The organism is Pseudomonas sp. LBUM1649, from assembly GCF_059716155.1.
Genome location: NZ_CP166807.1, coordinates 900,045 through 926,876 on the forward strand (window position 1 = coordinate 900,045; position 26,832 = coordinate 926,876).

Below are 26,832 nucleotides of genomic sequence, written 5' to 3' on the forward strand. Positions count from 1 at the left end.
TCTTATGGATAAATTGATTATTACTGGCGGTGCTCGTCTTGACGGCGAGATCCGCATCTCCGGGGCAAAGAACTCTGCCCTGCCGATCCTGGCGGCCACCCTGCTGTGCGATGGTCCGGTGACCGTTGCCAACCTGCCACACCTGCACGACATCACCACAATGATCGAGCTGTTCGGTCGCATGGGGATCGAGCCGGTGATCGACGAGAAGCTGGCCGTCGAAATCGATCCGCGTACCATCAAGACCCTGATCGCTCCGTACGAACTGGTTAAGACCATGCGTGCGTCGATCCTGGTGCTGGGCCCGATGGTTGCCCGTTTCGGTGAAGCCGAAGTCGCACTGCCTGGCGGTTGCGCCATCGGTTCGCGTCCGGTCGACCTGCACATCCGTGGCCTGGAGGCCATGGGCGCGGTCATCGACGTCGAAGGCGGCTACATCAAGGCCAAGGCGCCTGAAGGCGGCCTGCGCGGTGCGCACTTCTTCTTCGACACCGTCAGTGTGACCGGTACCGAAAACATCATGATGGCCGCGGCCCTGGCCAAGGGCCGCAGCGTCCTGGCGAATGCCGCGCGCGAGCCTGAAGTCGTCGACCTGGCGAACTTCCTGAACGCCATGGGCGCCAAGGTTTCCGGCGCTGGCACCGATACCATCACCATTGATGGTGTCGAGCGTCTGCACACCACCACGTACAAGGTGATGCCGGACCGTATCGAAACCGGCACCTACCTGGTGGCTGCGGCCGTGACCGGCGGGCGTGTGAAGGTCAAGGACACTGATCCGACAATCCTCGAAGCCGTCTTGGAAAAACTCCGGGAAGCGGGCGCGGAAATCACCTGCGGCGAAGACTGGATCGAGCTGAACATGCACGGCAAGCGGCCGAAAGCCGTCAACGTGCGGACCGCTCCTTACCCGGCGTTCCCGACCGACATGCAGGCGCAGTTCATCTCCCTCAACGCCATTGCCGAAGGCACGGGCGCAGTGATCGAGACGATCTTCGAAAACCGCTTCATGCACGTCTACGAGCTGCACCGCATGGGCGCCAAGATCCAGGTCGAAGGCAACACCGCCATCGTCACCGGCACCGAGAAGCTCAAGGGCGCGCCAGTGATGGCCACCGACCTGCGTGCTTCGGCCAGCCTGGTCATCTCGGCGCTGATTGCCGACGGCGACACCCTGATCGACCGCATCTATCACATCGACCGTGGTTACGAGTGCATCGAAGAGAAACTGCAGATGCTGGGCGCCAAGATCCGCCGCGTTCCAGGCTAGTTTCTGCTGCATGGGCACAGGGACGTGCCTGTTGAATTCGTTTCAAGTCGAGCCGGTCGCCGGCTCGATGTGTGTCCGGCGCCATTTGCGACCGGGCATTAGTACCTTGATAAGGACTGACGTTTCCCATGTTGACCATCGCACTGTCCAAGGGCCGCATCCTTGACGACACCCTGCCGCTTCTGGCTGAAGCGGGCATCGTGCCGACCGAGAATCCGGACAAGAGCCGCAAGCTGATCATCCCCACGACCCAGGAAGATGTACGCCTGTTGATCGTGCGTGCCACCGACGTGCCGACGTATGTCGAACATGGTGCCGCCGATCTCGGTGTCGCCGGTAAAGACGTGCTGATGGAATACGGCGGCCAGGGCCTGTACGAGCCACTGGACCTGCAGATTGCCCAGTGCAAGTTGATGACCGCCGGCAAGGTCGGCGCGGTCGAGCCCAAGGGGCGCCTGCGTATCGCCACCAAGTTCGTCAACGTTGCCAAGCGTTACTACGCCGAGCAGGGCCGTCAGGTCGACATCATCAAGCTCTACGGCTCGATGGAGCTGGCGCCGCTGATCGGCCTGGCCGACAAGATCATCGACGTGGTCGACACCGGTAACACGCTGCGGGCCAATGGCCTGGAGCCACAGGATTTCATCGCGGCCATCAGCTCTCGGCTGATCGTCAACAAAGCTTCGATGAAAATGCAGCACGCCCGTATCCAGGCGTTGATCGACACCCTGCGCAAGGCAGTGGAGTCTCGACACCGCGGCTGATTCACCCGCGCGACGTTAAGTCGCGCCCGTCTATCCGCCTCATAGCCAGAATTCTCAGGTGCCCAAGCGGAAACGACTGCTAAGTTAGGGCGCCTGAGTTTTTGCCAATCCTATGAGGCTCTCGCTATGACCGCACCGACTGCAATTCGCCGACTCAACGCTGCTGACCCGGATTTCGCACATCATCTGGATCATCTGCTGAGCTGGGAAAGTGTGTCTGACGACTCGGTCAATCAGCGAGTGCTGGACATCATCAAGGCCGTGCGCGAGCGTGGCGATGCCGCGTTGGTGGAATTCACCCGCCAGTTCGACGGGCTGGATGTCGCGTCCATGGCGGACCTGATCCTGCCGCGCGAACGCCTGGAGCTGGCACTGACCCGCATTACCGTGCCACAGCGCGAAGCCCTGGAAAAAGCCGCGGCCCGCGTGCGCAGCTACCACGAAAAGCAGAAACAGGACTCCTGGAGCTACACCGAAGCCGACGGCACCGTGCTGGGCCAAAAGGTCACGCCGCTCGATCGCGCCGGTTTGTACGTGCCGGGCGGCAAGGCGTCGTACCCCTCTTCTGTGTTGATGAACGCGATTCCGGCCAAGGTTGCCGGTGTGACCGAAGTGGTCATGGTGGTGCCGACCCCGCGCGGTGAAATCAACGAGCTTGTGCTGGCGGCTGCCTGCATCGCCGGCGTTGACCGAGTGTTCACCATCGGCGGCGCGCAAGCTGTTGCCGCGCTGGCTTATGGCACCGAAAGCGTGCCGAAGGTCGACAAAGTGGTCGGGCCGGGCAACATCTATGTCGCCACCGCCAAGCGTCACGTGTTTGGCCAGGTCGGTATCGACATGATCGCCGGTCCGTCCGAGATCCTCGTGGTGTGTGACGGCCAGACTGATCCTGACTGGATCGCCATGGATCTGTTCTCCCAGGCCGAGCATGACGAAGACGCCCAAGCGATTCTGGTCAGCCCGGACGCCGAGTTCCTCGACAAGGTCGCCGTCAGCATCCACAAACTGCTGCCAACCATGGAGCGGGCCGAAATCATCGAAACCTCGATCATTGGCCGTGGCGCCCTGATTCTGGTCGAAGACATGAACCAGGCCATCGAAGTGGCCAACCGCATCGCTCCGGAACACCTGGAGCTGTCGGTTGCCGACCCGCAAGCCTGGCTGCCTCAGATTCGCCACGCCGGTGCAATCTTCATGGGCCGTCACACCTCCGAAGCCTTGGGCGATTACTGCGCAGGCCCGAACCACGTATTGCCGACGTCCGGCACGGCGCGGTTCTCGTCGCCGCTGGGCGTATACGACTTCCAGAAACGTTCGTCGATCATTTTTTGCTCGGAGCAGGGCGCGTCCGACCTGGGCAAAACCGCTTCCGTGCTGGCCCGTGGCGAGTCGCTGACCGCCCACGCCCGCAGTGCCGAATACCGCATCATCGACGACAAGCAGGGGAACTGAGATGAGTAAATTCTGGAGCCCGTTCGTCAAGAATCTGGTGCCTTACGTACCGGGCGAGCAGCCGAAACTGGCGAAACTGGTGAAGCTCAATACCAACGAAAACCCGTACGGTCCCTCGCCCAAGGCCCTTGCTGCGATGCAGACCGAACTGAACGACAACCTGCGCCTGTACCCGGACCCGAACAGCGATCTGCTCAAGAACGCCGTCGCCAACTATTACAGCGTGCAGAGCAATCAGGTGTTTCTCGGCAACGGTTCCGACGAAGTCCTGGCGCACATCTTCCACGGGTTGCTGCAGCACGATCAGCCGCTGCTGTTCCCGGACATCAGCTACAGCTTCTATCCGGTCTACTGCGGGTTGTATGGCATCAAGTTTGACGCGGTGCCGCTGGACGAGCAGTTCCAGATCAATCCTGCGGATTACGCAAAACCGAACGGCGGGATCATCTTCCCCAACCCGAACGCACCGACCGGTTGCCTGTTGGCGCTGGACGCGGTCGAGCAGATTCTCAAGGCCAGCCCGGATTCGGTGGTGGTGGTCGACGAGGCTTACATCGACTTCGGTGGCGAAACGGCGATCAGCCTGGTGGACCGTTATCCGAACCTGCTGGTGACCCAGACCCTGTCCAAATCACGTTCGCTGGCCGGCCTGCGGGTTGGCCTGGCGGTGGGGCATCCGGACCTGATCGAGGCGCTGGAGCGGATCAAGAACAGCTTCAACTCCTATCCGATCGATCGCATGGCGAATGTCGGTGCGGCGGCGGCATTTGAGGATCGCGAGTATTTCGACAAGACCTGTAGCCTGGTGATCGAACACCGTGAATGGGTAATCGCGCAGTTGCTGGCCTTGGGCTTCGAGGTGCTGCCGTCGGCGGCGAACTTCATTTTTGCCCGTCACCCGCAGTATGATGCAGCGGGACTGGCTGCGAAGTTGCGTGAGCAGGGCGTGATCGTGCGGCACTTCAAGCAGGAACGGATTGCCCAGTTCCTGCGGATCTCGATCGGTACGCCTGAGCAGAATCAGGCCCTGATCGACGGCCTCGGCGACCTCTAGCCCCCCGCCAGACTGATCGTTCCCACGCTCCGCGTGGGAATGCCGCCATGGACGCTCTGCGTCCACTGTGACGCAGAGCGTCACGGGATGCATTCCCACGCGGAGCGTGGGAACGATCAATTACCCCGACTGCTTCAGTTTTCTTCTTTCTCCTTGACCGGCGCAGGCGGCGGACGCAAGCCGATTTCCGCCGTGAGCTTGAGCTCCTTGCCGTTGCGCATCACCTGAATCGCGACTTTGTCGGTCGGCTTGATCCGCGCGACCTGGTTCATCGAGCGACGACCATCGCCCGCCGGTTCACCATCGATGGCCAGGATCACATCACCCAATTGCAGGCCGGCCTTTTGCGCCGGACCGTCACGGAAAATCCCCGCGACCACAATGCCCGGACGCCCCGACAGACCAAACGACTCGGCCAGTTCCTGGGACAATGGCTGTACTTCGATACCGAGCCAACCGCGAATCACCTGGCCGTGTTCGATGATCGACTTCATCACTTCCATGGCCAGCTTCACCGGAATCGCGAAACCGATGCCTTGCGAGCCGCCGGACTTGGAGAAGATCGCCGTGTTGATGCCGGTCAGGTTGCCATTGGCGTCTACCAGCGCACCGCCGGAGTTGCCGGGGTTGATCGCGGCGTCTGTCTGAATGAAGTCTTCGTAGTTGTTCAGGCCCAGCTGATTGCGCCCGGTGGCACTTATGATGCCCATGGTCACCGTCTGTCCGACGCCGAACGGGTTGCCGATGGCGAGGGTGACGTCGCCGATGCGCAGGTTGTCGGAGCGGCCGACGGTGATCGAAGGCAATTTCTTCAGGTCGATCTTGAGGACCGCGAGGTCGGTTTCCGGATCGCTGCCGATCACCCGTGCCAGGGTTTCACGGCCGTCCTTGAGCGCCACCACGATCTGGTCGGCACCGCTGGTCACATGGTTGTTGGTGAGGATGTAGCCTTCCGGGCTCATGATCACGCCGGAGCCGAGGCTTGATTCCATGCGTTTCTGCTTGGGCGAGTTGTCGCCGAAGAATCGACGAAACTGTGGATCCTCGAACAGCGGATGATTGGGTTTGTTGATGACTTTGGTGGTGTACAGGTTCACCACCGACGGCGCGGCGGTGGTCACCGCGTCGGCATAGGACACTGGGCCTTGCTGCATACTGGTGGTTTGCGGAGCTTGTTGCAGGTTGACGTCGAGGCTTGGAAGCCCGACCCACTGCGGGTAACGCTGGATGATTAACAGAGCGACAAGCACGCCGGCCAACAGCGGCCAGCCGGAAAAACGCAGCGCCTTGAGCATTAAGTACGTCCTGAGAGAGTTGCAGGCGGTATGAGACCGCTCATAATGACGCGCATTATACGAGGCCACGCGTGCCTCTGAACGGGATATTTAGGAGTCTTTTATGGCCGTCGCCTTGAGCACCCTGGTCGAAGAAGCCGACCGTTACCTCGGCAGTTCGAAAATCGCCGATTACTGCCCCAACGGCCTCCAGGTCGAGGGCCGCCCGCAGGTGATGCGCATCGTCAGTGGCGTCACCGCCAGCCAGGCCTTGCTCGATGCGGCGGTGCAGGCCAACGCCGACCTGGTGCTGGTGCATCACGGCTACTTCTGGAAAGGCGAGAACCCGTGCATCACCGGCATGAAGCAGCGCCGCCTGAAGACGCTACTCAAGCACGATATCAGCCTGCTGTCCTATCACCTGCCGCTGGATCTGCACCCGGATGTCGGCAATAACGTGCAGCTGGCGCGCCAGCTCGACATCACCGTGGAAGGCCCGCTCGATGCCGACAACCTGAAAATCGTCGGCTTGGTCGGTTCGTTGAACGAACCCGTGACGCCCCGCGACTTCGCCCGTCGCGTGCAGGAGGTCATGGGGCGCGAGCCGTTGCTGATTGAAGGCAGCGCAATGATTCGCCGCGTTGGCTGGTGCACCGGTGGTGGGCAGGGCTATATCGATCAGGCGGTGTTGGCGGGTGTCGATCTCTACCTCAGCGGCGAAGCCTCGGAGCAAACCTTCCACAGCGCCCGGGAAAACGACATCAGCTTCATTGCTGCCGGTCACCACGCCACCGAGCGTTATGGCGTGCAGGCGCTGGGTGATTACCTGGCGAGGCGGTTTGCCCTTGAGCACATCTTCATCGATTGCCCGAATCCGATCTGAAACGCGCCCTGTAACTGTAGGAGCGAGCCTGCTCGCGAAAAACCCGAGAACACCGCGGGGTGCCAGTTTTCCCGCGTCATCGTTGGCGACCATCGCGAGCAGGCTCGCTCCCACATGGGTATATTCATATGCTCTTTCGATCTAGTTGGCGTCCTGATTAGAAGGGGGGCGCTGTGCTAGGATTCCCCGCTCGAACACGGCCCGCTGGCCGTTCATAAGAATGTTTTCGTGAGTAGCCATGGTCGACAAACTGACGCATCTGAAACAGCTGGAGGCGGAAAGCATCCACATCATCCGCGAGGTGGCGGCCGAGTTCGATAACCCGGTGATGCTGTACTCCATCGGTAAAGACTCCGCCGTGATGCTGCACCTGGCACGCAAGGCCTTCTTCCCCGGCAAGCTGCCGTTCCCGGTGATGCACGTCGACACCCAGTGGAAATTCCAGGAGATGTACAGCTTCCGCGACAAGATGGTCGCCGAGCTGGGCCTGGACCTGATCACCCACGTGAACCCGGAAGGCGTGGCGCAAGGCATCAACCCGTTCACCCATGGCAGTGCCAAGCACACCGACATCATGAAGACCGAAGGCCTGAAACAGGCGTTGGACAAATATGGTTTCGATGCCGCCTTCGGTGGTGCACGCCGCGATGAAGAGAAATCCCGCGCCAAAGAGCGTGTGTACTCGTTCCGCGACAGCAAGCACCGCTGGGACCCGAAAAACCAGCGCCCCGAGCTGTGGAACGTCTACAACGGCAAGGTCAACAAGGGCGAATCCATCCGCGTATTCCCATTGTCGAACTGGACCGAGCTGGACATCTGGCAGTACATCTACCTTGAAGGTATCCCGATCGTCCCGTTGTACTTCGCCGCCGAGCGTGAAGTCATCGAGAAGAACGGCACCCTGATCATGATCGACGACGAGCGCATCCTTGAACACTTGAGCGATGAAGACAAAGCCCGCATCGTCAAAAAGAAAGTGCGTTTCCGTACCCTTGGCTGCTACCCGTTGACGGGCGCGGTGGAGTCCGAGGCCGAAAGCCTCACGGACATCATTCAGGAAATGCTCCTGACGCGAACTTCCGAGCGCCAGGGCCGTGTCATCGACCACGATGGCGCAGGCTCGATGGAAGACAAAAAACGTCAGGGTTATTTCTAAGGGGTTGTTATGTCGCACGCATCTGATTTGATCAGCGAGGACATCCTCGCCTACCTGGGCCAGCACGAACGTAAAGAGCTGCTGCGCTTCCTGACCTGCGGTAACGTCGACGACGGCAAAAGCACCCTGATCGGGCGCCTGCTGCACGACTCCAAGATGATCTACGAAGATCACCTGGAAGCAATTACCCGCGACTCGAAAAAAGTCGGCACCACCGGTGAAGACATCGACCTGGCACTGCTGGTCGATGGCCTGCAGGCCGAGCGTGAGCAAGGCATCACCATCGATGTCGCGTACCGCTATTTTTCCACCGCCAAGCGCAAATTCATCATCGCCGACACCCCCGGCCATGAGCAGTACACTCGCAACATGGCCACCGGTGCATCCACCTGTGACCTGGCGATCATCCTGGTCGACGCCCGCTACGGCGTGCAGACCCAGACCCGTCGCCACAGCTTCATCGCCTCGTTGCTGGGCATCAAGCACATCGTCGTCGCCATCAACAAGATGGACCTCAAGGACTTCGACCAAGGCGTGTTCGAGTCGATCAAGGCCGACTACCTGCAGTTTGCCGAAGGCTTGAAGTTGAAGCCGACCAGCATGCACTTCGTGCCGATGTCCGCCTTGAAGGGCGACAACGTGGTGAACAGGTCCGAGCGCTCGCCGTGGTACACCGGCCAGTCGCTGATGGAAATTCTCGAGACCGTGGAAGTGGCGGGCGACCGCAACTTCACCGACCTGCGTTTCCCGGTGCAGTACGTCAACCGTCCGAACCTGAACTTCCGCGGTTTCGCCGGCACCCTGGCCAGCGGCATCGTCAAGAAGGGCGACGAAGTCGTGGTCCTGCCATCGGGCAAGAGCAGCCGCGTGAAATCCATCGTCACCTTCGAAGGTGAACTGGAACACGCAGGTCCAGGTCAGGCAGTAACCCTGACCATGGAAGATGAAATCGACATTTCCCGTGGTGACCTGCTGGTCCACGCCGACAACGTCCCGCCAGTCACCGACAGTTTCGAAGCGATGCTGGTGTGGATGGCTGAAGAGCCGATGCTGCCAGGCAAGAAATACGACATCAAGCGCGCCACCAGTTACGTGCCGGGCTCCATCGCCAGCATCGTCAACAAGGTCGACGTGAACACCCTGGAAGAAGGTCCGGCCAGCGCGTTGCAGCTGAACGAAATCGGCAAGGTCAAGATCGCGCTCGACGCGCCGATTGCCCTCGACGGTTACGACAGCAACCGCACCACCGGTGCATTCATCATCATAGACCGCCTGACTAACGGCACCGTTGGTGCCGGCATGATCGTCGCCCAGCCGGTGGCGCATGGCACCAGCACGCACCACGGCAAGCTGGCTCACGTTGCCACGGAAGAGCGCGCCCAGCGTTTCGGCCAGCAACCGGCCACCGTGTTGTTCAGCGGTTTGTCCGGCGCGGGCAAAAGCACCCTGGCGTATGCGGTTGAACGCAAGCTGTTCGACCTGGGTCGTGCGGTGTTCGTGCTCGATGGCCAGAACCTGCGTCATGACCTGAACAAGGGTCTGCCACAGGATCGCGCCGGGCGGACCGAGAACTGGCGTCGTGCCGCGCACGTGGCGCGTCAGTTCAACGAAGCCGGTCTGCTGACCCTGGCGGCATTCGTTGCACCAAGTTCCGAAGGTCGTGAGCAGGCCAAGGAACTGATCGGCAAGGAGCGTCTGGTGACGGTCTACGTCCAGGCTTCGCCGACGGTCTGTGCCGAGCGTGACCCGCAAGGCCTGTACGCGGCGGCCGGCGAAAACATCCCCGGCGAGTCCTTCCCGTATGACGTGCCGCTGGATGCCGATCTGGTGATCGACACCCAGTCCGTGTCGCTGGAAGAAGGCGTCAAGCAAGTGCTGGAGCTGCTGCGCAAGCGTGGTGCGATCTAAGCGCTAGCCGCTAAAAAGAAACCCGCCGATGAGTGATCATCGGCGGGTTTTTTGTGCCCTTAAGTCCGCCATCGCGGGCAAGCCTTGTTCCTACAGATTAGCGTCGTGCTCAATGGCGTGTTCACCCGAGAATCCGTAGGAGCAAGGCTTGCCCGCGATGAGGACAGTGCGGTCGGATCAAGATTTTGCTGGATACTCCCGATGTATCTGCGCAAGCAGAGCATCCTTGTCTTCCCACAACTGGTTGATCCAGCCCTGAAACTGCAGGCGATACTCACCGTCCTGGTCATAATTCTTGCCGATGAACTGCGGCGGAATCTTCAGCTCTTCAAAATGCACCACAACATCCGCAATATTCCCGCACAGCAAATCCCAGAAACCGGGACGCCCGGCCGGGTAGTGGATGGTCACGTTGACGATCGACTCCAACTGTTCACCCATCGCATCCAGCACAAAAGCAATGCCGCCGGCCTTGGGCTTGAGCAGGTACTTGAACGGCGATTTCTGCTGGGCATGCTTGCCTTCGGTGAAGCGTGTGCCTTCAACGAAATTGAAAATCCCCACCGGGTTGTTGCGAAACTTCGCACAGGTATTGCGCGTGGTTTCCAGGTCCTTGCCTTTTTTCTCCGGGTGCTTTTCCAGATACGCCTTGGAGTAGCGCTTCATGAACGGAAAACCGAGCGCCCACCAGGCCAGGCCAATAACCGGCACCCAGATCAACTCCTGCTTGAGAAAGAACTTCAGCGGCTGGATACGCCGATTGAGCACGTATTGCAGCACCAGAATGTCGACCCAACTCTGATGGTTACTGGTGACCAGGTACGAGTGTTGATAGTCGAGGCCTTGCAGGCCGCTGACGTGCCAGCGAGTGCGACGGACCAGGTTCATCCAGCCTTTGTTGTTGCTGATCCAGGCTTCGTGGGTATGGCTCATCAACCAGTGGGCGATGCGTTGGGTGAGCGCGAACGGCAGTACCTTGAACAGCGCCACACAGAACAGAAACGAGCACAGCAAAATCGTATTCAGCGCCAGCAGTAGCGCGGCGATCACGCCGCGCGCCGGGGCAGGTAGAAAATCCAGCATTTACACATCCATAGGTCGGTTGGCAGCTTGAATCGCGGTCAGGGCAATGGTGTAGACGATGTCGTCGACCTGCGCGCCGCGCGGCAAATCGTTCACCGGTTTGCGCAGGCCCTGCAGCATCGGCCCGAGGCTGACGCAGTCGGCACTGCGCTGCACGGCTTTGTGCGTGGTGTTGCCGGTGTTCAGGTCGGGGAATACGAACACCGTGGCGCGACCGGCCACCTGGCTGTTCGGTGCCAGTTGCCGGGCCACGGTTTCGTTGGCGGCGGCGTCATACTGCAACGGGCCGTCGATCAGCAGCGAGTTTTGCTGTTCATGGGCGAGTAATGTCGCTTCGCGTACCTTCTCGACTTCCTCGCCGCTGGCCGACTCACCGCTGGAATAGCTGATCATCGCCACACGCGGAGTGATGCCGAATGCCGCCGCCGAGTCGGCGCTTTGCAGGGCAATCTCGGCCAGTTCGACGGCGCTCGGGTGCGGGTTCATCACGCAGTCACCGTAGACCAGCACTTCTTCGGGAAACAGCATGAAGAACACCGACGATACCAGGGTGCAGCCCGGCGCAGTCTTGATCAGCTGCAGGGCCGGGCGGATGGTGTTGGCGGTGGAGTGAATGACGCCCGATACGAGGCCGTCGACTTCATCCAGCGCCAGCATCATGGTGCCGATCACCACAGTGTCTTCCAGTTGCTGCTCGGCCATCGGTGCGTTGAGGCTTTTGCTTTTGCGCAGGGCCACCATCGGCTCGACATAGCGCTCGCGAATCAGGTCAGGATCGAGGATTTCCAGCCCCGGCGGCAGTTCGATGCCTTGCGCGCGGGCCACGGCTTCGACATCTGCAGGTTTGGCCAACAACACGCAGCGGGCAATGCCACGGGCCTGGCAGATGGCGGCGGCTTGTACGGTCAGAGGTTCGCTGCCTTCCGGCAGGACGATGCGCTTGTTGGCGGACTGGGCACGCTGGATCAATTGATAACGGAACACCGCCGGCGACAGGCGCATTTCCCGAGGGGTACCGCAGCGCTGGTGCAGCCAGTTGGCGTCCAGGTGGCTGGCGACGAAATCGGTGATGATCTCTGCGCGCTCGCGGTCGTCGATCGGGATTTCCTTGTTCAAGCCATTGAGCTGGTTGGCCGTGTCGTAGGACCCGGTGCTCACCGACAACACTGGCAGGCCCGCCTGCAGGGCGCCGCGACACAAGTCCATGATGCGCGGGTCGGGCAGGGTGTCGCTGGTCAGCAACAGGCCGGCCAGGGGCACGCCATTCATGGCTGCGAGGCTCACGGCGAGGATGATGTCGTCACGATCGCCCGGGGTCACCACCAGCACGCCCGGCTTGAGCAGCTCCACGGTGTTGCGCATGGTACGCGCGCAAATGATGATCTTGGTCATGCGCCGGGTTTCGTAGTCGCCGGCGTTGAGCACCTGTGCGCCCATCAGGTCAGCCACGTCGCGAGTACGCGGCGCATTCAGCTCCGGTTGGTACGGAATACAACCGAGCAGACGGAAGTCGCCGCTGCGCAACAGCGGCGAGTGTTCGTTCAGGCGTGCGGCGAAGGCCTCCATGCTTTCCTCGGTCTTGACCTTGTTGAGGATCACGCCGAGGACTTTCGGATCCTTGGGGCCGCCGAACAATTGCGCCTGCAGTTCCACGCGACCGGACAGTTCGGTCAGCACTTCGTTTTCCGGTGCCGAGACCAGGATCACCTCGGCATCGAGGCTCTTGGCCAGGTGCAAATTGACCCGCGCGGCATAGCTGGCGCTGCGGGTCGGGACCATGCCTTCGACGATCAACACATCCTTGCCGATGGCGGCCTGCTGATAAAGGGTGATGATTTCTTCGAGTAACTCATCGAGCTGGCCGTCACCGAGCATGCGCTCGACATGGGCCAGGCCCAATGGTTGGGGCGGTTTCAGTCCGTGGGTACGCGCCACCAGTTCGGTGGAACGCTCAGGACCGGTGTCACCTGGATGGGGCTGGGCAATCGGCTTGAAAAAGCCGACTTTGAGGCCGGCCCGCTCAAGGGTGCGCACCAGCCCGAGGCTGATGGAGGTCAGGCCCACGCCAAAATCGGTGGGTGCGATAAAAAAAGTTTGCATGCGGATTCTCTAGAAGGTGCATGGCAATGGTGACGGCCTATAACTGGCCAACTACCGAAATTCAGTCGCCAAGGTTATCGCTAACCGTGCCTTGTGCGCACCAACCGCAATCAAAGGGCTGGCCTATTTTTTCGTGGCGCTGCAACGGGTCCATGACCCAGGCCCGCGATTGCCAGGGTGGTTGGTGCCGCAGGTGCTGCGTATGGCCGCAGGAAAGCTCGACCACCCAGTGGCCGTCTTCGTCCTGATGGAAGCCTGTGATCGTCGAATCCCGTCTGTCCGGGTTGTGTTCGCTTTCGGGCGATTGCTTCGCTAAACTGGGTCTTTCAATATTCTTATGCAAAAGGTCTCGCCCCATGCTGATCGCCGCCAATAAGGCTGTCTCCATCGACTATACCCTGACCAACGACGCTGGTGAGGTCATCGACAGCTCCGCCGGCGGCGCGCCGCTGGTCTACCTGCAAGGCGCAGGCAACATCATCCCGGGCCTGGAAAAGGCGCTGGAAGGCAAAGCAGTCGGCGACGAGCTGACCGTGGCCGTTGAACCAGAAGATGCCTACGGCGAGTACGCTGCCGAACTGGTCAGCACCCTGAGCCGCACCATGTTCGAAGGTGTAGACGAGCTGGAAGTGGGCATGCAGTTCCACGCTTCCGCTCCGGACGGCCAAATGCAGATCGTAACCATCCGCGATCTGGACGGCGACGACGTCACCGTAGACGGCAACCACCCGTTGGCTGGTCAGCGCCTGAATTTCCAGGTCAAGATCATCAACATCCGTGATGCCAGCCAGGAAGAAATCGCCCACGGTCACGTCCATGGCGAAGGTGGCCATCACCACTGATTTTCTGCGCTAAGCTCAGATAGCTGGAGAGGCGCCCCGAGGGCGCCTTTTTAGTCTGCGGCTGTTCCAGGCGACACCACCAAGTGGCTGTTTCGAGAAGAACACGGGAATCTGGAGTACGTCATGAGTGCTTTTCACGAACTTAATTTGACAGCCCTGGATGGTCAGGCGCTACCTCTGGCACCTTTCAAAGGGCACGTCGTGCTGGTGGTCAACGTGGCCTCCAAATGTGGCTTGACGCCACAGTACGCGGCGCTGGAAAACCTCTACCAGCAGTACAAAGGTAAAGGCTTCAGCGTGCTGGGTCTGCCATGCAATCAGTTTGCCGGGCAGGAGCCGGGTACCGAGCAAGAAATAAAGGACTTCTGCAGCCTCAACTATGGCGTGACCTTTCCGTTGTCCAGCAAGCTTGAAGTCAACGGTCACGAGCGTCATCAGCTGTACAAGTTGCTGGCGGGCGAGGGCGCGGAGTTTCCCGGTGACATCACCTGGAACTTCGAAAAATTCCTGCTGGGTAAAGATGGTCGTGTGCTGGCGCGGTTTTCACCGCGTACGGCGCCGGATGATCCGAGCGTGGTTCAGGCGATCGAGAAAGCCCTGGCCTGACGTCTCTCCTGTAGGAGCAAAGCTTGCTCGCGATGACGGCAGCCCATTCAACCAAGATGCAAGCTGACATACCGCTATCGCGAGCAAGCTTTGCTCCTACAAGCTTTTGATCCTAAATCACCCAAATCAATAGTGCTTTTCAGCGCGCACGAACCTCCATATTATAGCCGTCATAAAGTCATTCTCAGTGGAGCGTCCCATGCCCGTAAAAGCCCTGTTCAAACCGTTCCACCTCGGTACCCTCGAACTGCCCACCCGTGTCGTCATGGCGCCGATGACCCGCTCGTTTTCGCCGGGCGGCGTACCGAATTCCAAAGTGATCGAGTATTACCGTCGTCGCGCCGCGGCTGGCGTGGGCTTGATCATCACCGAAGGCACCACTGTTGGGCACAAGGCTTCCAACGGCTACCCGAACGTACCGCATTTCTATGGCGAAGCCGCGCTGGCTGGCTGGAAGAAAGTCGTCGATGCGGTTCACGCTGAGGGCGGCAAGATCGTTCCGCAACTGTGGCATGTCGGCAGTGTGCGTCGCATCGGCACCGAGCCGGACGCCAGCGTGCCGGGTTATGGCCCGTCGGAAAAAGTGAAGGACGGTCAAGTCGTGGTTCACGGCATGAGCAAACAGGACATTCAGGACGTGATCGCCGCGTTCGCCCAGGCGGCGAAGGATGCCCAGAGCATTGGCATGGACGGCGTGGAAATCCACGGTGCCCACGGCTATCTGATCGATCAGTTCTTCTGGGAAGGCAGTAACCAGCGCACCGACGAATACGGCGGCAGCCTGGCCAACCGTTCGCGTTTCGCCATCGAATTGATTCAGGCGGTACGTGCGGCGGTCGGTGACGGTTTCCCGATCATCTTCCGTTTCTCCCAGTGGAAACAACAGGACTACACCGCGCGTTTGGTGCAAACCCCGGAAGCGTTGGGCGAGTTCCTTCAGCCGTTGTCCGACGCTGGTGTGGATATTTTCCACTGCTCGACACGCCGTTTCTGGGAGCCGGAGTTCGACGGTTCCGAACTGAACCTGGCGGGCTGGACGCGTAAGCTCACTGGCAAGCCGACCATCACCGTGGGCAGCGTTGGTCTGGACGGTGAGTTCCTGCAGTTCATGGTCAACACCGACAAGGTGGCACAGCCGGCTAGCCTGGAAAAACTGCTGGAGCGTTTGAACAACGACGAGTTTGATCTGGTGGCGGTCGGTCGTGCATTGCTGGTGGACCCGGACTGGGCGCAGAAGGTGCGTGACGGTCGCGAGGAAGACATCCTGCCGTTCAGCCGTGAAGCGTTGATGACGCTGGTTTAAGCAGCGTCCGGGCCGGCCTCGTCGCGGGCAAGCCTTGCTCCTACAGGATTTTTGTCGATCACAACGCTTCGGCACGACCTGAATCTGTAGGAGCAAGGCTTGCCCGCGATGCTTTTCAAGGCAACAACGCTGCATCGGTTAGGGTTTGCCCCTGCACACAAGCCCCACGCAACTGCCCCTCGAACTGCTCGATAATCGCCGCCCAACCCTGGCGACTCGCATGCTGGCGCGCATTGAGCCGCACACAACGCAAGGTTTCGCGCTTCTCCAGCAACCACACAGCGGCATCGCAGAATGCCTCCTCATCCCCCGGCATCGCCAGGACGCCGTTGTAGCCATGACGAATATGCTGCGCCGCTGCCGCCTGGTCGTAAGCCACCACCCCCAGTCCCGAGGCCAGCGCCTCAAGCACCACATTGCCGAAGGTCTCGGTCAGGCTCGGAAACACAAACACATCCCCCGACGCATAGTGACTGGCCAGGGACTCACCTCGTTGCGCCCCGCAGAAAATCGCTTCGGGCAACTCGCTTTCCATCAGCAGGCGTTGCGGGCCATCGCCCACCACGATCAGTTTCAGAGTGCGCTGTGGATAAGTGGCCTTGAGCGTATCGAAACAACGTTTGAGCAAACCGAGGTTTTTCTCCGCTGCCAACCGGCCTACATGGATAACGGCAATGTCCTTCTCGCCCAGCCCCCATTGCTCGCGCAGCGCATTCAAGCGTTTGCTCGGGTGAAACAACTGGCTGTCGACTCCGCGGGACAGCAACGCCAGGCGCTCGAAATGCCGGCGTTCCAGCTCCATGCGCTGGCTGACACTGGGCACCAGCGTCAGGTTCGAGCGATTGTGGAACCAACGCAAATAGTGGGTCAGCAGGCGAGTCAACAAGTCGAACCCGTATTGGCTGGAGTACTGCTGGAAATTGGTGTGAAATCCGCTCACCACTGAAATGCCCAGGCGCCGTGCTGCGCGCAATGCCGACAAACCGAGTGGTCCTTCGGTGGCGATGTACAGCACATCGGGGCGATGGCGCTTCCAGCGTCTGAGCAGCTTGTGCATCGACGACTGCCCCCATTGCAACCCGGGATAGCCCGGCAGCGGCCAGCCTCGGCACAGCAACAACTCATCGTCGCTGCTCGCCGATTGATCGCAGCCCTGGCGTGGTCGCACCAACTCCACCTGATGCCCGCGCGCGCGCAATCCGTCGCACAAGCGCCCAAGGGTATTGGCCACGCCATTGATTTCCGGAGGGAAGGTTTCGGTGATCAGGGTGATATGCAGAGCTGTCGTCATGGCCTCAGTGTGGGCTGAGGCCATGTCGGCGTTATGACGGTGAGATGATGGATTTGTGACCGACCTAGCGTTGGGTCACCAGATTTTCCGCCCCACGCTCACGCACCCAGAACAAGGTCGCCCCGGCCACGGCCGCCGGCATCATCAGGATGTTGACCACCGGAATCAGCAGCACCAGGTAAACACTGCCGCCAAAACTCATGCTCTGCCAGCGCTTCTGCCGCAGCCAGGCGAGCATCTCGTTCCAGCCAAGCTTGTGGTTGTCCGCCGGGTAGTCGATGTACTGGATCGCCATCATCCACACCCCGAACAGCAGCCACAGCGGTGCGGCGATGATGTTCACCACCGGGATGAACGAAAGGATGAACAGCCCGAGCGCCCGGGGCAGAAAATAACCGAGCTTGCGCATTTCCCGGGCCAGGGTCCGCGGGATCATGGCGATCAGCTCCCCCCAGCTGAAGGCCGGAAAGTCGTCGGTGCCGCGCACCACCACTTCGACTTTTTCCGCCAGGAAACCGTTGAACGGCGCGGCGATTACATTGGCGAGCATGGTGAAGGTGAAGAACACCATCAACACCACCAGCACCACGAACAACGGCCACAGCACATAATTGAGAAAACTTAGCCAGTCGGGCAGGGACGGCATCAGCGTATCGACCCACAGGCTGAACTGTTGGCCGGCCAGATAGATCAATCCGACGAACAGCACCAGGTTGATCACAAGTGGAAGCAATACAAAAAGGCGCAGGCTGGGACTGAGAACCAGTTTCAGGCCTTCACGCAGGTATTGTGGGCCGGACAGAACGGGGGCGGGCATAAGGTGCTCCGAGCAAAGGAAAACGCGCCGACCTTACCGGCTTTGCCTGACAGGCGAAAGCGCGACAGCGACATCGACATTAACTGTAACAAAGGCGTCCTGATAATCACTCAGTGGGGATAGAGATCACCTATGAGCTGGATTGTTAAACCGTATTTCCTTAATCTTCGCCCCCTCGATACGCTGCACCCATTCTTTTTACAGGACTGTCGAGTTCAAGCCTTCCCCAAGTGCTTTCAATGGTCCTTTTTTATTCCCGCCGCTCAGCCGGCGTTCCGCGCCAGGTATTCCGGGCCGGTCAACAGGAGCAGGTCATGTCTGAAGTCCGTCATTCGCGAGTGATTATTCTCGGTTCCGGCCCTGCCGGTTACAGCGCCGCCGTCTACGCCGCCCGTGCCAACCTCAAGCCACTTTTGATCACCGGCATGCAGGCCGGCGGTCAACTGACCACCACCACTGAAGTCGACAACTGGCCGGGCGACGTCCATGGCCTGACCGGCCCGGCGCTGATGGAACGCATGAGAGAGCACGCCGAGCGCTTTGAAACCGAGATCGTTTTCGATCACATCAATGCCGTGGACTTCGCTGCCAAGCCTTACACCCTGACCGGCGACAGCGCGACCTACACCTGCGATGCCCTGATCATCGCCACCGGCGCCAGCGCTCGTTACCTGGGCCTGCCATCGGAAGAGGCGTTCATGGGCAAAGGCGTTTCGGCCTGCGCAACCTGCGACGGTTTCTTCTATCGCAACAAGCCCGTGGCTGTGGTCGGCGGCGGTAACACCGCTGTCGAAGAAGCCCTGTACCTGGCCAACATCGCCAGCAAGGTCACCCTGATCCACCGCCGCGAAACCTTCCGCGCCGAGAAGATCCTGATCGACAAGCTCAATGCCCGTGTTGCCGAAGGCAAGATCGAGCTGAAGCTGAACGCGACCCTGGACGAAGTCCTGGGCGACAATATGGGCGTGACCGGTGCCCGTCTGAAGAACAACGACGGCAGCTTCGACGAAGTGAAAGTCGACGGCGTGTTCATCGCCATCGGCCACACTCCGAACACTTCGTTGTTCGAAGGCCAGTTGACCTTGAAGGACGGCTACCTGGTCGTGCAGGGCGGCCGTGACGGCAACGCCACTGCGACCAGCCTCGAAGGCATCTTCGCCGCCGGTGACGTGGCTGACCACGTCTACCGCCAGGCGATCACCTCCGCTGGCGCCGGTTGCATGGCGGCACTGGATGCCGAGCGCTACCTGGACAATCTGCAGAACGCTTGATTCTGCGTTGGTAAAAAAACCGGCTTCGGCCGGTTTTTTTTGTACCTTCGGAAAATGCACATACCCCCTGTAGGAGCGAGCCTGCTCGCGATGGTCGTCAACGATAACGATGGGAGCCTGACACCCCGCGCGGCTCTCGGGTTCTTCGCGAGCATGCTTGCTCCTACAGGATCAGGTTAATTTCTTCAGGCATGCCTCAAGAATGTCGAGGCCCTCGCCAAGCACCGCTGCCTCGGTCGTCAACGGCGCCAACAACCGAATGATGTGCCGTGATTTACCGCTCGGCATCAGCAACAACCCCGCCTCCCGCGCCAGCGCCAGCAGTTGCGTCAACTGCGCCGAAGCTGGCGTGCCATCGGCCTTGACCAGTTCAATCCCACGCATCGCGCCGACACCGGTCAAGCGCCCGAGGTACGGTGACAGGTTGCGATCGCGCCAGGTTTCGTAGCGACTGACAATCGCTTCTTCCTGTTGCGAACCCCAGGTTTGCAGATTGGCGTCAGTCATTTCGTCCAGGGTCGCCAACGCCGCGGCGCAAGCGATGGGGTTGCCGGAATAGGTGCCACCGAGTCCGCCCTTGGGCAAGTTGTCGAGCAGCGACTTGCGTCCCACCACCGCACCCAGCGGAACGCCGCCGGCGATGCTTTTGCCCAGCAGGATCAGGTCCGGTTCGATGCCCAGTCGCGAGAACGCAAACCGGTGGCCGGTACGGCCGAAGCCAGACTGGATTTCATCGGCAATCAGCACAATGCCTTTTTCGTCACAAAACTTGCGCAGCGCTTGGGCGAACTCGACATCCATGGCCAGGAAACCCGCTTCGCCCTGCACCGGTTCGACGATAAAGCAGGCCACGTCCTCGACATCGATCTCGACGCTGAACAGGCGCTCCATGGCTTTCAGGGCCTCGACACAGGTAACGCCGTTGTCCCGGCTGGGGAACGGCAGGTGATACACCGGCCCAGGCAGTACACCGATTTTCTGTTTGTACGGCGCAACCTTACCGTTGAGGTTGAGGGTGGCCAGCGTGCGGCCGTGGAAGGCGCCATCGAAAGCAATTACGGCTGTGCGGCCGGTCGCGCCACGGACGATCTTCAGCGCATTCTCCGCGGCTTCGGCGCCGCTGTTGGTGAGCATGCCGCTGACCGGGTAATCCACCGGGATAAAGGCGCTGAGGCGGTCCATCAGGTCGATATAGGGCGCGTGGGGTGCGGCGTTGAAGGCGTAGTGGGTCAGTCGGGTGGCTTGTTCGCGGATGGCCTCGACGATGCGTGGATGGCAATGGCCGAGGTTCAGCACACCGATACCGCCGACAAAGTCGATGTAACGTTTGCCATCGGTGTCCCAGACCTCGGCATTTTTGCCGTGGCTGAGCGTGACAGGGTGAACGATATTGATCGACTGGCTGATGGTTTCGCTGCGCATGGATGACCGGCTCGGAAGAAGGGGGGCTTCTTTTTATCTAAGCCGGGAGCAGCGGTGCCCGGCAAACGAAATAAAGTCGCCGGGTTAATCTGAAAAGTCGGGATGTGTTTTTGATCATGTCCGCGCGTGGACGCTGGACCTGTAGGAGCGAGCATGCTCGCGATGGAGGTGAACGATGACGCGTAAAACCAGATGCCCCGCGGCGCTCTCGGGTTTTTCGCGAGCAGGCTCGCTCCTACAGTACAGCGGTCAGCGGCGGGTCAGCGGCGGGTCAGCGGCGGGTCAGTGGTGGGTGAGCGAACTTCACCCCGGCCAGGCCATGAGCAATCAACGCACGGATATTGCCGTGATCGCTGCCCTCGGGTGTCGCCAGCACTGAACGGTAATGCTCGCCGAATGCCAACAGCGCTTCTTCATCGCTCAGGCCTTCCAGCAAAGCCAGACCCAGCGTCTTGCACGAACCTTCGTTCTGCCCGACGGCGTTTTCCACGCCGCCATTGTTGAAGGCCTGAGGCTGGTAGTCATAACCGGCGGCAATGAACGCCAGGGTATCGGCGAAGACGTGCTCCCCGCTCTTGAGGCTGGTGCGCAGGGTACTCAAATCACTCATTGGGTTTTCCTTTGGCAAACGCCGCTTGTTGTTCGACGCTGGCTTCTTGCTGAAATTGGGCTTTCCACTCGGCGTACGGCATGCCGTAGACCACTTCGCGGGCCTCATCGAGGCTGACCTCGATCTGGCGTTCATCGGCCGCTGCCTTGTACCACTTGGACAGACAGTTGCGACAGAAACCCGAGAGGTTCATCAGGTCGATGTTCTGCACATCCTTGCGGCTGTCCAGGTGGGCCACCAGCCGGCGGAAGGCGGCGGCTTCGAGCTCAAGGCGTTCTTGATCGGTCATAGGGGTCTCTTCGAGACAGCTGCAAGCGGCAAGCTTCAAGCTGCAAGATGGATTGCGGTGCGGTGAAGTTTACAGCTTGCCGCTTGAAGCTTGTAGCTTGCCGCTGCTACGCAGTAGCCCGACTTGCCGCGAGCGTAATCGACACCGACTCGGCGAATCGCAGGGCGTGGGGCTTGTCGACTTCGACTTCGGCGTACAGCACCGACTCGTTGGCCATGACCAGGTCCAGCAGCTCCTGGGTCAGGCGTTCGAGCAGGGCGAAGCGATTGCCTTCCACGTGGGCGATGATCGCCTTGGTGATGGTGCGGTAGTTCAGCGCGTGATCGATATCGTTGTCGCGCACCGCTTCCTGGGCAGCATAGAGGATGGTCAGGTTGATCAACACATCCTGCTTGTTGAGGATTTCATCTTCGTTGATGCCAATGTAGGTGCGCAGGCACAGGTCCTTGACCCGGATGCGCGCCATGCCTGGTTGAAGTTGTGGCATTGCTACTTGCTCCGTCCAATCAATTGCAGGAACTCCTGTCGGGTGTTGGCCGACTCGCGGAAGGCGCCGAGCATCACCGAGGTGTTCATGGTTGAATTCTGTTTCTCGACGCCGCGCATCATCATGCACATGTGCTGCGCTTCGATGACCACAGCGACGCCTGCTGCGCCGGTCACCTGTTGCACGGCGTCGGCGATTTGCCGGGTGAGGTTTTCCTGGATCTGCAGGCGACGGGCGAACATGTCAACCAGCCGCGCAATCTTCGACAGGCCCAGCACCTTGCCCGTTGGAATATAAGCCACATGCGCCTTGCCAATGAAGGGCAGCAGGTGATGTTCGCAGAGGGAATAGAGTTCGATGTTGTCGACGATCACCATTTCATCGTTGTCGGAAGCGAACAAGGCGCCGTTGATGATTTCCTCGACACTTTGCTCGTAACCGTGACACAGGTACTGCATGGCCTTGGCCGCGCGCAGCGGCGTGTCACGCAGGCCTTCGCGGTCGGGGTTTTCACCGAGACCGATGAGGATCTCGCGATAACTCTGTGACAGGCGATTGTGGGGTAGGGAAAGCGTCATGGAAGATCCTCGGGACACTTATTTGATGTGCCTTCCGCCGTTGACGGTCAGGGTCGTGCCAGTGACATAAGGGTTATCGAGCAAATAACGCAGGCTCTGGTAGATCACTTCACTGCCAGGTTCGATGCCCAGCGCGGATTTGGCCAGTGCCTTGGCGCGATAGGCGGCATCGTCGTCGGCATTAAACAGTAGCAGGGCGGGCGCGATCCCGTTGACCTTGATGCCAGGCGCGTATCTGGCGGCGAAGGACAGGGTCAGGCTGTCGAGCCCGGCTTTGCTGGCACAGTAGCCGATGTGCTTGCTGCTGCCCTTACGGGTCACGTCATCGCTGATGTGCACGATGTCGGCGGGGCTTGAGCGTTCGAGCAGGTCGGCGCAATGCAGGTTAATCAGGTAGGGCGCCAGCATGTGCACGCTGAACAGGCGGGTGAATGCCGTGGCATCGGTGTCCGGGGTCTCGGCCAGCCATTCAGAGGCGTTATGGATAATCGCCCGCAGGCTGTCGGTGTGTGTTTTCAGTTCACTGATGAAGGTGACGATCCCGGCTTCGCTGGAGAAGTCCGCGAACAGCCCGATCGCCCCCAGGTCGCGCAGGGTTTGCACGCCGGGACGTTCGCTGCGGTAACTGAAAATTACGCGATGGCCGTCTTCGAGCAATCGCCGCGCGCAATGCAGGCCGACACGCTGGCCGGCACCGGTGATGAGAATGGGGGCTGCAGAAGAGGTCATGAACGGCTCGCGTCGCGGTAAGAGCAAAACTATACCAGCGACAAGCCGTGAGCCTACAGGTTTTGGGTAGTCGGTTTCACCGGCAATGGCCGCGTGGGCGCACTGTTCAGCCAATTGGCCAACAGACGGGTCGACAGCGGAATGAAGAAGTAGACCATCAACGGTGTCAGGCACAGGGTGCTGATCAGCACGCGAGGCAATAGCGTCATCTCGCCAAGCAACGGCCCCAGCACAAAATTGAACAACAGGGACACCGGAAAGAACGCCAGCCAGATCGCAACAGCCTGTTTCCAGCGCGGCGGGCGTTGTCCCGCCGCGCCGAACCAGCCTTCGATGCCACTGACCCGATGCTCCGTCGGGTGGGCGAACAAATCGCTGCCACGGGCCAGCCAGGCGGTACGCGAAGCTGAGTGCTCCCAGGCGTGCAGTGTCGGTTCGTCGGCGAAGCGGAAAATGATCTGGAATTCATTATCGTCAGGCGGCGGAGCGAGCACGCCGGAACCCAGGTAACCAGGGAAGTCGGTGGCCAGTTGTTCGCCTTCGCGCAGCCAGACCATCAAGTCCTGATAGCGCCCATCGGCGACGCGACGCGCAACCATCAGCGTGACGGGGGAGGTAGACATCATGTATCTCCGTAAACAAATGCGTCGCTCCGGGTAGGAGTTTCGCCAGGCGCAGCGCCGGGGTGGTGGGCTGCATCTTGGGACAAGCAAATATTATTCCTGATTTTACCTGCGACGTCGGTGGCCTCGGTAACAATCTATTACTTGAATCATTGAGGTGCAGCGGAGGTAAAATGAAACCTGATTAATACATGGATGTAGGCCTACAAATGCCTGTCTTGACCGACGTTGACCTGGATGTGTCACCGGCGCCCTCCCTGGAACGGGAAGAGCTTTTTCCGATTCGTGAGGTGGCGCGCCTGACCGGTGTGAACCCGGTCACGCTGCGCGCATGGGAGCGACGTTATGGCCTGATCGTGCCCACTCGCACCGAAAGCGGGCACCGCCTGTATTCGATGACCGATATCGAGCGGGTCCGAAGCATCCTCAACTGGATCGAGCGCGGTGTAGCGGTCAGCAAGATCGGCAAGATCCTGGCCAAGGCAGCGCCGTTACAGGCATTGGCTCACATCATCCCCAGCAATCTGGTGCAGGCGGATTACGCACAGTGGCAGCATCAGCTTGCGGCCGCGGTCAATGCTTTCGACGACACCCGGCTGGAACAGGTCTACGGGCAGATTTTTTCCAGCTACTCGCAGCCGGTTGTTTTCCAGGACATTATTCTTCCGCTGTGGAGGCAATTGCTGCAGCGCCAGGATACGTTTGGCCGGGCTAGCGAATGGTTGTTCCTCGATGGTTTTCTGCGCTCGCGGGTGGTGCAGCGCCTACTGCTGATCCGTGACAGGCACCCCAGGCGAGTCATCGTCAGCGCCTTGGCAGGCCAGTGTCGCGAACTTGAGTTGCTGGTCGCAGCCCTGTTCCTCGGCAACGATCAAATGGGTGTGCGGGTACTGACCACCGGGCAACCGTTCGACGAACTGACCCTGGTCTGCGAGAGGATCAAACCCCGGGCACTGGTGCTGTTTTCCAACCACGTCCCCACCGCCGATTTGCCCCAGCGCCTGAATCGTCTGGCGATGAGTCTGGATTGTCCGTTGTTGCTGGCCGGTGATGCTTGTGACCTGGCGCAGGAAAGCCTCGCCGGGTCGCAGATCGGTTGCCTGGGAAACGAGGGCACGGTGATGCGCCAGCGCCTCAACCAGTTTCTGGTCGGCAGCCTGGATACCTGATGTTCAGAGGTTCAGGGGGTCAGAGGTGCAGGGTGGGATGGGTCAAGCGATGCTGTTGCAGAATGAACTGGCGCAGGCGCTCGGTTTCATCCAGGTCGTTCTGGCTCAGCTGGTAGGCATAAAAACCCTGTTCGGTTTCTTTTTCGAGGGTCCCGCGCAGGGCGATTCGCTCATAGCCTGACGGGCTGAACCACAGGGCGAAGTGCTTGGGTGCCTTGGTCTTGTTGCGAATCTCCAGCAAAACCCCTTTGAACGATACTTCGTGCACCCACAGGGTACCAGGTTGACCCTTGGCGTTTTCCAGCGCCACCGGCTCGTCGAGCACCAGCCGCCATGGCCGGACCGAGGGCCCGCCTTCATAAATGCTGGGCACGCCCAGGCGCAGATGCATGGCATGAAACTCGTCTTCCACCAGGTGCAGGGGGAAGGTCATTTGCTGGTTTTCGAAGTTGGCTTGAAGGGTAACCTGTTCATGCGCTGCCAGGCGCGTGAGCAGGTCACGGATCTGCGATCCACCATTGACGAGCAGGCTCGACGTCGCATCCCGCACATTCAGCTGCGGGTTGTGTTGCATGGTCTGGATAAAATCCAGCTCATCCTGGGTCAGGAGCGCGTCGCGTTGCATGGTGGGCTCGAAAGATTTAGTTACAGAGGCACTGGTGATTGTAGTTAATGACAATTAATTCGCTGTTTTGTTTCTGCCGTTCGTCGCTTTCAGCGCATCAAGCTCGGCCTGGACTTCTGCCAGTTGCGCTTCAAGCTGCGCCACTCGCTGCTGCGCCTTGACCTGTATGGTCACGTCTTTCTGCACACCGATGAAATAAACCTGCCCGTCATTTGGATTTTTCACCGTTGAAAGCGACAGTTCGTTCCAGAACGGAGTGCCATCCTTACGGTAATTGCGCAGGATTTCCCGGCAGGCGCCTTCACTGTTCAGCGCGTCACGAATCTTTGGCAAGGCATCCTGATCGCGGTCGCCTGACTGCAGGAAGCGGCAGTCCTGGTAGAGAATCTCTTCGCTGGTGTAACCGGTCAGGCGTTCGAAGGCCGGGTTGACGTAGATCAGGATCTTGTCTTGATCGCCTTCTTTTTCGGCAATCACGATACCGTCGTTGGAGGCATTGATCGCCAGCTGCAGCAGTTTCGCGTTGATCATCGGTGAAACCCTTCCTTGTTGGTTGTCTGTGGGATTCTAAAAGAACAATGCAGACCGTGCTGTTAATATCCCGGTCTTTTATTCAGCTTCAGGATCAGATTGATGAAAGTCGCCATCATTTCCGGCTCGGTGTACGGCACGGCTGAAGAGGTTGCCCGTCATGCTGCAAGTATTTTGAAATCCGCCGGTTTCGAAACCTTCCACAACCCCCGTGCAAGTCTGGCCGATCTTCAGGCTTTCGGTCCCGAGGCCTTGCTGGCGGTGACGTCGACCACCGGCATGGGCGAGCTACCGGACAACCTGCAACCCTTGTACTCGATGATTCGCGATCAGTTGCCCGCCGCCTGGCGAGGCTTGCCGGGGGCCGTGATCGGCCTGGGCGATGCGAGCTATGGCGACACCTTTTGCGGCGGTGGCGAGCTGATGCGTGAATTGTTCGGTGAGCTGGGCATTCGCGAAGTCCTGCCGATGCTGCGCCTGGATGCCAGTGAAAGCGTGAACCCGGAAACGGATGCCGAGCCCTGGCTGGCGGAACTGGTCGACGCTCTGCGGGGCTGATCGACAGCGTTGGTGCGACCGGCAGCCAAGCCATTGATCCAAACTCTTCGAGTCACTGACTCGCTCGGCCATCAAGCTGGCTGCCAATGCAACTACGCGAACCTCGGAGGATGACTAGACTCGGTAGTCATTGGAAA

Annotated in this window: 28 protein-coding genes; 13 read left to right on the forward strand and 15 right to left on the reverse strand. The window is 60.0% G+C overall.

The genetic code is table 11. The features are described from left to right. Positions 1-4: 4 nt before the first annotated feature. The 4 genes from murA (at position 5) to hisC (ending at position 4,540) form a co-directional block, all read left to right on the forward strand. Entirely contained in the window at positions 5-1,270 is a 1,266-nt protein-coding gene (murA, locus tag ACA058_RS03995; protein ID WP_497637951.1) for a UDP-N-acetylglucosamine 1-carboxyvinyltransferase, read from the forward strand. Positions 1,271-1,398: 128 nt separating this feature from the next. Continuing rightward, complete coding sequence (hisG, locus tag ACA058_RS04000) at positions 1,399-2,034, forward strand: ATP phosphoribosyltransferase (RefSeq protein ID WP_008018703.1); 636 nt, start codon at positions 1,399-1,401, stop codon at positions 2,032-2,034. A gap of 126 nt (positions 2,035-2,160) precedes the next feature. Further along, positions 2,161-3,486, forward strand: a complete 1,326-nt coding sequence (gene hisD, locus ACA058_RS04005; protein ID WP_497637952.1) for a histidinol dehydrogenase — start codon at positions 2,161-2,163, stop codon at positions 3,484-3,486. Position 3,487: 1 nt separating this feature from the next. After that, positions 3,488-4,540 (forward strand): histidinol-phosphate transaminase, encoded by a 1,053-nt coding sequence (hisC, locus tag ACA058_RS04010; RefSeq protein ID WP_497637953.1) that lies wholly within the window; start codon positions 3,488-3,490, stop codon positions 4,538-4,540. Between the two features lie 134 nt (positions 4,541-4,674). Here hisC and algW read toward each other — a convergent pair whose 3' ends face one another. After that, a complete protein-coding gene (algW, locus tag ACA058_RS04015; protein ID WP_497637954.1) occupies positions 4,675-5,835 on the reverse strand; it encodes a Do family serine endopeptidase AlgW in 1,161 nt (386 codons plus the stop codon). Positions 5,836-5,938: 103 nt separating this feature from the next. Between algW and ACA058_RS04020 the strand changes: the two genes are divergently transcribed. The 3 genes from ACA058_RS04020 to cysN all read left to right on the forward strand — a co-directional run bounded on the left by ACA058_RS04020 (position 5,939) and on the right by cysN (position 9,761). Then, complete coding sequence (locus ACA058_RS04020; RefSeq protein ID WP_497637955.1) at positions 5,939-6,697, forward strand: Nif3-like dinuclear metal center hexameric protein; 759 nt, start codon at positions 5,939-5,941, stop codon at positions 6,695-6,697. Between the two features lie 238 nt (positions 6,698-6,935). After that, on the forward strand, positions 6,936-7,853 hold the full coding sequence (cysD, locus tag ACA058_RS04025) for a sulfate adenylyltransferase subunit CysD (RefSeq protein ID WP_053154630.1): 918 nt from the start codon (positions 6,936-6,938) through the stop codon (positions 7,851-7,853). Between the two features lie 9 nt (positions 7,854-7,862). Then, entirely contained in the window at positions 7,863-9,761 is a 1,899-nt protein-coding gene (gene cysN, locus ACA058_RS04030; protein WP_497637956.1) for a sulfate adenylyltransferase subunit CysN, read from the forward strand. Positions 9,762-9,938: 177 nt separating this feature from the next. Here the strand turns inward: cysN and yihG are convergent, their stop codons facing one another. From yihG to ACA058_RS04045, 3 genes are all read right to left on the reverse strand, one after another. After that, on the reverse strand, positions 9,939-10,844 hold the full coding sequence (yihG, locus tag ACA058_RS04035; RefSeq protein WP_497637957.1) for a 1-acylglycerol-3-phosphate O-acyltransferase, YihG family: 906 nt from the start codon (positions 10,842-10,844) through the stop codon (positions 9,939-9,941). After that, positions 10,845-12,944, reverse strand: coding sequence for a phosphate acetyltransferase (pta, locus tag ACA058_RS04040; protein ID WP_020796661.1), 2,100 nt, complete (start codon positions 12,942-12,944; stop codon positions 10,845-10,847). It abuts the gene before it with no gap. A 61-nt stretch (positions 12,945-13,005) separates the two neighbouring features. Continuing rightward, complete coding sequence (locus ACA058_RS04045; RefSeq protein ID WP_497637958.1) at positions 13,006-13,332, reverse strand: DUF3565 domain-containing protein; 327 nt, start codon at positions 13,330-13,332, stop codon at positions 13,006-13,008. Between ACA058_RS04045 and ACA058_RS04050 the strand changes: the two genes are divergently transcribed. The 3 genes from ACA058_RS04050 (at position 13,301) to ACA058_RS04060 (ending at position 15,695) form a co-directional block, all read left to right on the forward strand. Continuing rightward, positions 13,301-13,786, forward strand: a complete 486-nt coding sequence (locus tag ACA058_RS04050) for an FKBP-type peptidyl-prolyl cis-trans isomerase (RefSeq protein WP_497637959.1) — start codon at positions 13,301-13,303, stop codon at positions 13,784-13,786. The genes ACA058_RS04045 and ACA058_RS04050 overlap by 32 nt on opposite strands. Positions 13,787-13,909: 123 nt before the next feature. Beyond that, positions 13,910-14,392, forward strand: coding sequence for a glutathione peroxidase (locus ACA058_RS04055; RefSeq protein WP_497637960.1), 483 nt, complete (start codon positions 13,910-13,912; stop codon positions 14,390-14,392). 199 nt (positions 14,393-14,591) lie between these two features. Further along, complete coding sequence (locus ACA058_RS04060; RefSeq protein WP_497637961.1) at positions 14,592-15,695, forward strand: NADH:flavin oxidoreductase; 1,104 nt, start codon at positions 14,592-14,594, stop codon at positions 15,693-15,695. A gap of 115 nt (positions 15,696-15,810) precedes the next feature. On the opposite strand, the gene ACA058_RS04065 is transcribed toward ACA058_RS04060, so the two are convergent. Together ACA058_RS04065 and cysZ are read right to left on the reverse strand one after the other, a co-directional pair. Then, a complete protein-coding gene (locus tag ACA058_RS04065; RefSeq protein WP_497637962.1) occupies positions 15,811-17,010 on the reverse strand; it encodes a glycosyltransferase family 4 protein in 1,200 nt (399 codons plus the stop codon). 40 nt (positions 17,011-17,050) lie between these two features. Beyond that, positions 17,051-17,803 (reverse strand): sulfate transporter CysZ, encoded by a 753-nt coding sequence (gene cysZ, locus ACA058_RS04070; RefSeq protein ID WP_497637963.1) that lies wholly within the window; start codon positions 17,801-17,803, stop codon positions 17,051-17,053. 314 nt (positions 17,804-18,117) lie between these two features. Here cysZ and trxB point away from each other — a divergent pair, with 314 nt between their 5' ends. Further along, entirely contained in the window at positions 18,118-19,074 is a 957-nt protein-coding gene (gene trxB, locus ACA058_RS04075; protein ID WP_095965873.1) for a thioredoxin-disulfide reductase, read from the forward strand. A gap of 171 nt (positions 19,075-19,245) precedes the next feature. Here the strand turns inward: trxB and ACA058_RS04080 are convergent, their stop codons facing one another. The 7 genes from ACA058_RS04080 to ACA058_RS04110 all read right to left on the reverse strand — a co-directional run bounded on the left by ACA058_RS04080 (position 19,246) and on the right by ACA058_RS04110 (position 23,812). Next, positions 19,246-20,496: a 2-aminoadipate transaminase gene (locus ACA058_RS04080; protein WP_497637964.1), complete on the reverse strand. Its 1,251-nt coding sequence runs from the start codon at positions 20,494-20,496 to the stop codon at positions 19,246-19,248. 271 nt (positions 20,497-20,767) lie between these two features. Continuing rightward, positions 20,768-21,106, reverse strand: a complete 339-nt coding sequence (locus ACA058_RS04085; RefSeq protein ID WP_497637965.1) for a HopJ type III effector protein — start codon at positions 21,104-21,106, stop codon at positions 20,768-20,770. Then, positions 21,099-21,395 carry a DUF1244 domain-containing protein gene (locus ACA058_RS04090; protein WP_497637966.1) on the reverse strand — a complete coding sequence of 99 codons (297 nt, stop codon included), beginning with the start codon at positions 21,393-21,395 and terminating at the stop codon, positions 21,099-21,101. Before ACA058_RS04090 ends, ACA058_RS04085 begins: the two co-directional genes overlap by 8 nt. Positions 21,396-21,501: 106 nt before the next feature. Then, a complete protein-coding gene (gene folX, locus ACA058_RS04095; RefSeq protein WP_497637967.1) occupies positions 21,502-21,882 on the reverse strand; it encodes a dihydroneopterin triphosphate 2'-epimerase in 381 nt (126 codons plus the stop codon). A gap of 2 nt (positions 21,883-21,884) precedes the next feature. Further along, entirely contained in the window at positions 21,885-22,460 is a 576-nt protein-coding gene (gene folE, locus ACA058_RS04100; protein WP_497637968.1) for a GTP cyclohydrolase I FolE, read from the reverse strand. A gap of 18 nt (positions 22,461-22,478) precedes the next feature. Beyond that, positions 22,479-23,189, reverse strand: coding sequence for a dihydromonapterin reductase (folM, locus tag ACA058_RS04105; RefSeq protein WP_497637969.1), 711 nt, complete (start codon positions 23,187-23,189; stop codon positions 22,479-22,481). 53 nt (positions 23,190-23,242) lie between these two features. After that, entirely contained in the window at positions 23,243-23,812 is a 570-nt protein-coding gene (locus ACA058_RS04110) for an antibiotic biosynthesis monooxygenase (RefSeq protein WP_497637970.1), read from the reverse strand. A gap of 209 nt (positions 23,813-24,021) precedes the next feature. On the opposite strand from ACA058_RS04110, the gene ACA058_RS04115 reads away from it, so the two are divergent. Next, a complete protein-coding gene (locus ACA058_RS04115; protein ID WP_497637971.1) occupies positions 24,022-24,981 on the forward strand; it encodes a MerR family transcriptional regulator in 960 nt (319 codons plus the stop codon). Between the two features lie 19 nt (positions 24,982-25,000). Here ACA058_RS04115 and ACA058_RS04120 read toward each other — a convergent pair whose 3' ends face one another. Together ACA058_RS04120 and ACA058_RS04125 are read right to left on the reverse strand one after the other, a co-directional pair. Then, positions 25,001-25,606: a hypothetical protein gene (locus ACA058_RS04120; protein WP_272604661.1), complete on the reverse strand. Its 606-nt coding sequence runs from the start codon at positions 25,604-25,606 to the stop codon at positions 25,001-25,003. A 54-nt stretch (positions 25,607-25,660) separates the two neighbouring features. Then, positions 25,661-26,137, reverse strand: coding sequence for a PAS domain-containing protein (locus ACA058_RS04125; protein WP_497637972.1), 477 nt, complete (start codon positions 26,135-26,137; stop codon positions 25,661-25,663). A gap of 102 nt (positions 26,138-26,239) precedes the next feature. Between ACA058_RS04125 and ACA058_RS04130 the strand changes: the two genes are divergently transcribed. Next, positions 26,240-26,695 carry a flavodoxin gene (locus tag ACA058_RS04130; protein ID WP_497637973.1) on the forward strand — a complete coding sequence of 152 codons (456 nt, stop codon included), beginning with the start codon at positions 26,240-26,242 and terminating at the stop codon, positions 26,693-26,695. Positions 26,696-26,832 lie beyond the last annotated feature (137 nt).

Coding starts and splice junctions, on each gene's coding strand:
- murA (WP_497637951.1), top strand. CDS start 5: ATGGATAAATTGATTATTACTGGCGGTGCTCGTCTTGACGGCGAGATC.
- hisG (WP_008018703.1), top strand. CDS start 1,399: ATGTTGACCATCGCACTGTCCAAGGGCCGCATCCTTGACGACACCCTG.
- hisD (WP_497637952.1), top strand. CDS start 2,161: ATGACCGCACCGACTGCAATTCGCCGACTCAACGCTGCTGACCCGGAT.
- hisC (WP_497637953.1), top strand. CDS start 3,488: ATGAGTAAATTCTGGAGCCCGTTCGTCAAGAATCTGGTGCCTTACGTA.
- algW (WP_497637954.1), bottom strand. CDS start 5,835: ATGCTCAAGGCGCTGCGTTTTTCCGGCTGGCCGCTGTTGGCCGGCGTG.
- ACA058_RS04020 (WP_497637955.1), top strand. CDS start 5,939: ATGGCCGTCGCCTTGAGCACCCTGGTCGAAGAAGCCGACCGTTACCTC.
- cysD (WP_053154630.1), top strand. CDS start 6,936: ATGGTCGACAAACTGACGCATCTGAAACAGCTGGAGGCGGAAAGCATC.
- cysN (WP_497637956.1), top strand. CDS start 7,863: ATGTCGCACGCATCTGATTTGATCAGCGAGGACATCCTCGCCTACCTG.
- yihG (WP_497637957.1), bottom strand. CDS start 10,844: ATGCTGGATTTTCTACCTGCCCCGGCGCGCGGCGTGATCGCCGCGCTA.
- pta (WP_020796661.1), bottom strand. CDS start 12,944: ATGCAAACTTTTTTTATCGCACCCACCGATTTTGGCGTGGGCCTGACC.
- ACA058_RS04050 (WP_497637959.1), top strand. CDS start 13,301: ATGCTGATCGCCGCCAATAAGGCTGTCTCCATCGACTATACCCTGACC.
- ACA058_RS04045 (WP_497637958.1), bottom strand. CDS start 13,332: ATGGAGACAGCCTTATTGGCGGCGATCAGCATGGGGCGAGACCTTTTG.
- ACA058_RS04055 (WP_497637960.1), top strand. CDS start 13,910: ATGAGTGCTTTTCACGAACTTAATTTGACAGCCCTGGATGGTCAGGCG.
- ACA058_RS04060 (WP_497637961.1), top strand. CDS start 14,592: ATGCCCGTAAAAGCCCTGTTCAAACCGTTCCACCTCGGTACCCTCGAA.
- ACA058_RS04065 (WP_497637962.1), bottom strand. CDS start 17,010: ATGGCCTCAGCCCACACTGAGGCCATGACGACAGCTCTGCATATCACC.
- cysZ (WP_497637963.1), bottom strand. CDS start 17,803: ATGCCCGCCCCCGTTCTGTCCGGCCCACAATACCTGCGTGAAGGCCTG.
- trxB (WP_095965873.1), top strand. CDS start 18,118: ATGTCTGAAGTCCGTCATTCGCGAGTGATTATTCTCGGTTCCGGCCCT.
- ACA058_RS04080 (WP_497637964.1), bottom strand. CDS start 20,496: ATGCGCAGCGAAACCATCAGCCAGTCGATCAATATCGTTCACCCTGTC.
- ACA058_RS04085 (WP_497637965.1), bottom strand. CDS start 21,106: ATGAGTGATTTGAGTACCCTGCGCACCAGCCTCAAGAGCGGGGAGCAC.
- ACA058_RS04090 (WP_497637966.1), bottom strand. CDS start 21,395: ATGACCGATCAAGAACGCCTTGAGCTCGAAGCCGCCGCCTTCCGCCGG.
- folX (WP_497637967.1), bottom strand. CDS start 21,882: ATGCCACAACTTCAACCAGGCATGGCGCGCATCCGGGTCAAGGACCTG.
- folE (WP_497637968.1), bottom strand. CDS start 22,460: ATGACGCTTTCCCTACCCCACAATCGCCTGTCACAGAGTTATCGCGAG.
- folM (WP_497637969.1), bottom strand. CDS start 23,189: ATGACCTCTTCTGCAGCCCCCATTCTCATCACCGGTGCCGGCCAGCGT.
- ACA058_RS04110 (WP_497637970.1), bottom strand. CDS start 23,812: ATGTCTACCTCCCCCGTCACGCTGATGGTTGCGCGTCGCGTCGCCGAT.
- ACA058_RS04115 (WP_497637971.1), top strand. CDS start 24,022: ATGCCTGTCTTGACCGACGTTGACCTGGATGTGTCACCGGCGCCCTCC.
- ACA058_RS04120 (WP_272604661.1), bottom strand. CDS start 25,606: ATGCAACGCGACGCGCTCCTGACCCAGGATGAGCTGGATTTTATCCAG.
- ACA058_RS04125 (WP_497637972.1), bottom strand. CDS start 26,137: ATGATCAACGCGAAACTGCTGCAGCTGGCGATCAATGCCTCCAACGAC.
- ACA058_RS04130 (WP_497637973.1), top strand. CDS start 26,240: ATGAAAGTCGCCATCATTTCCGGCTCGGTGTACGGCACGGCTGAAGAG.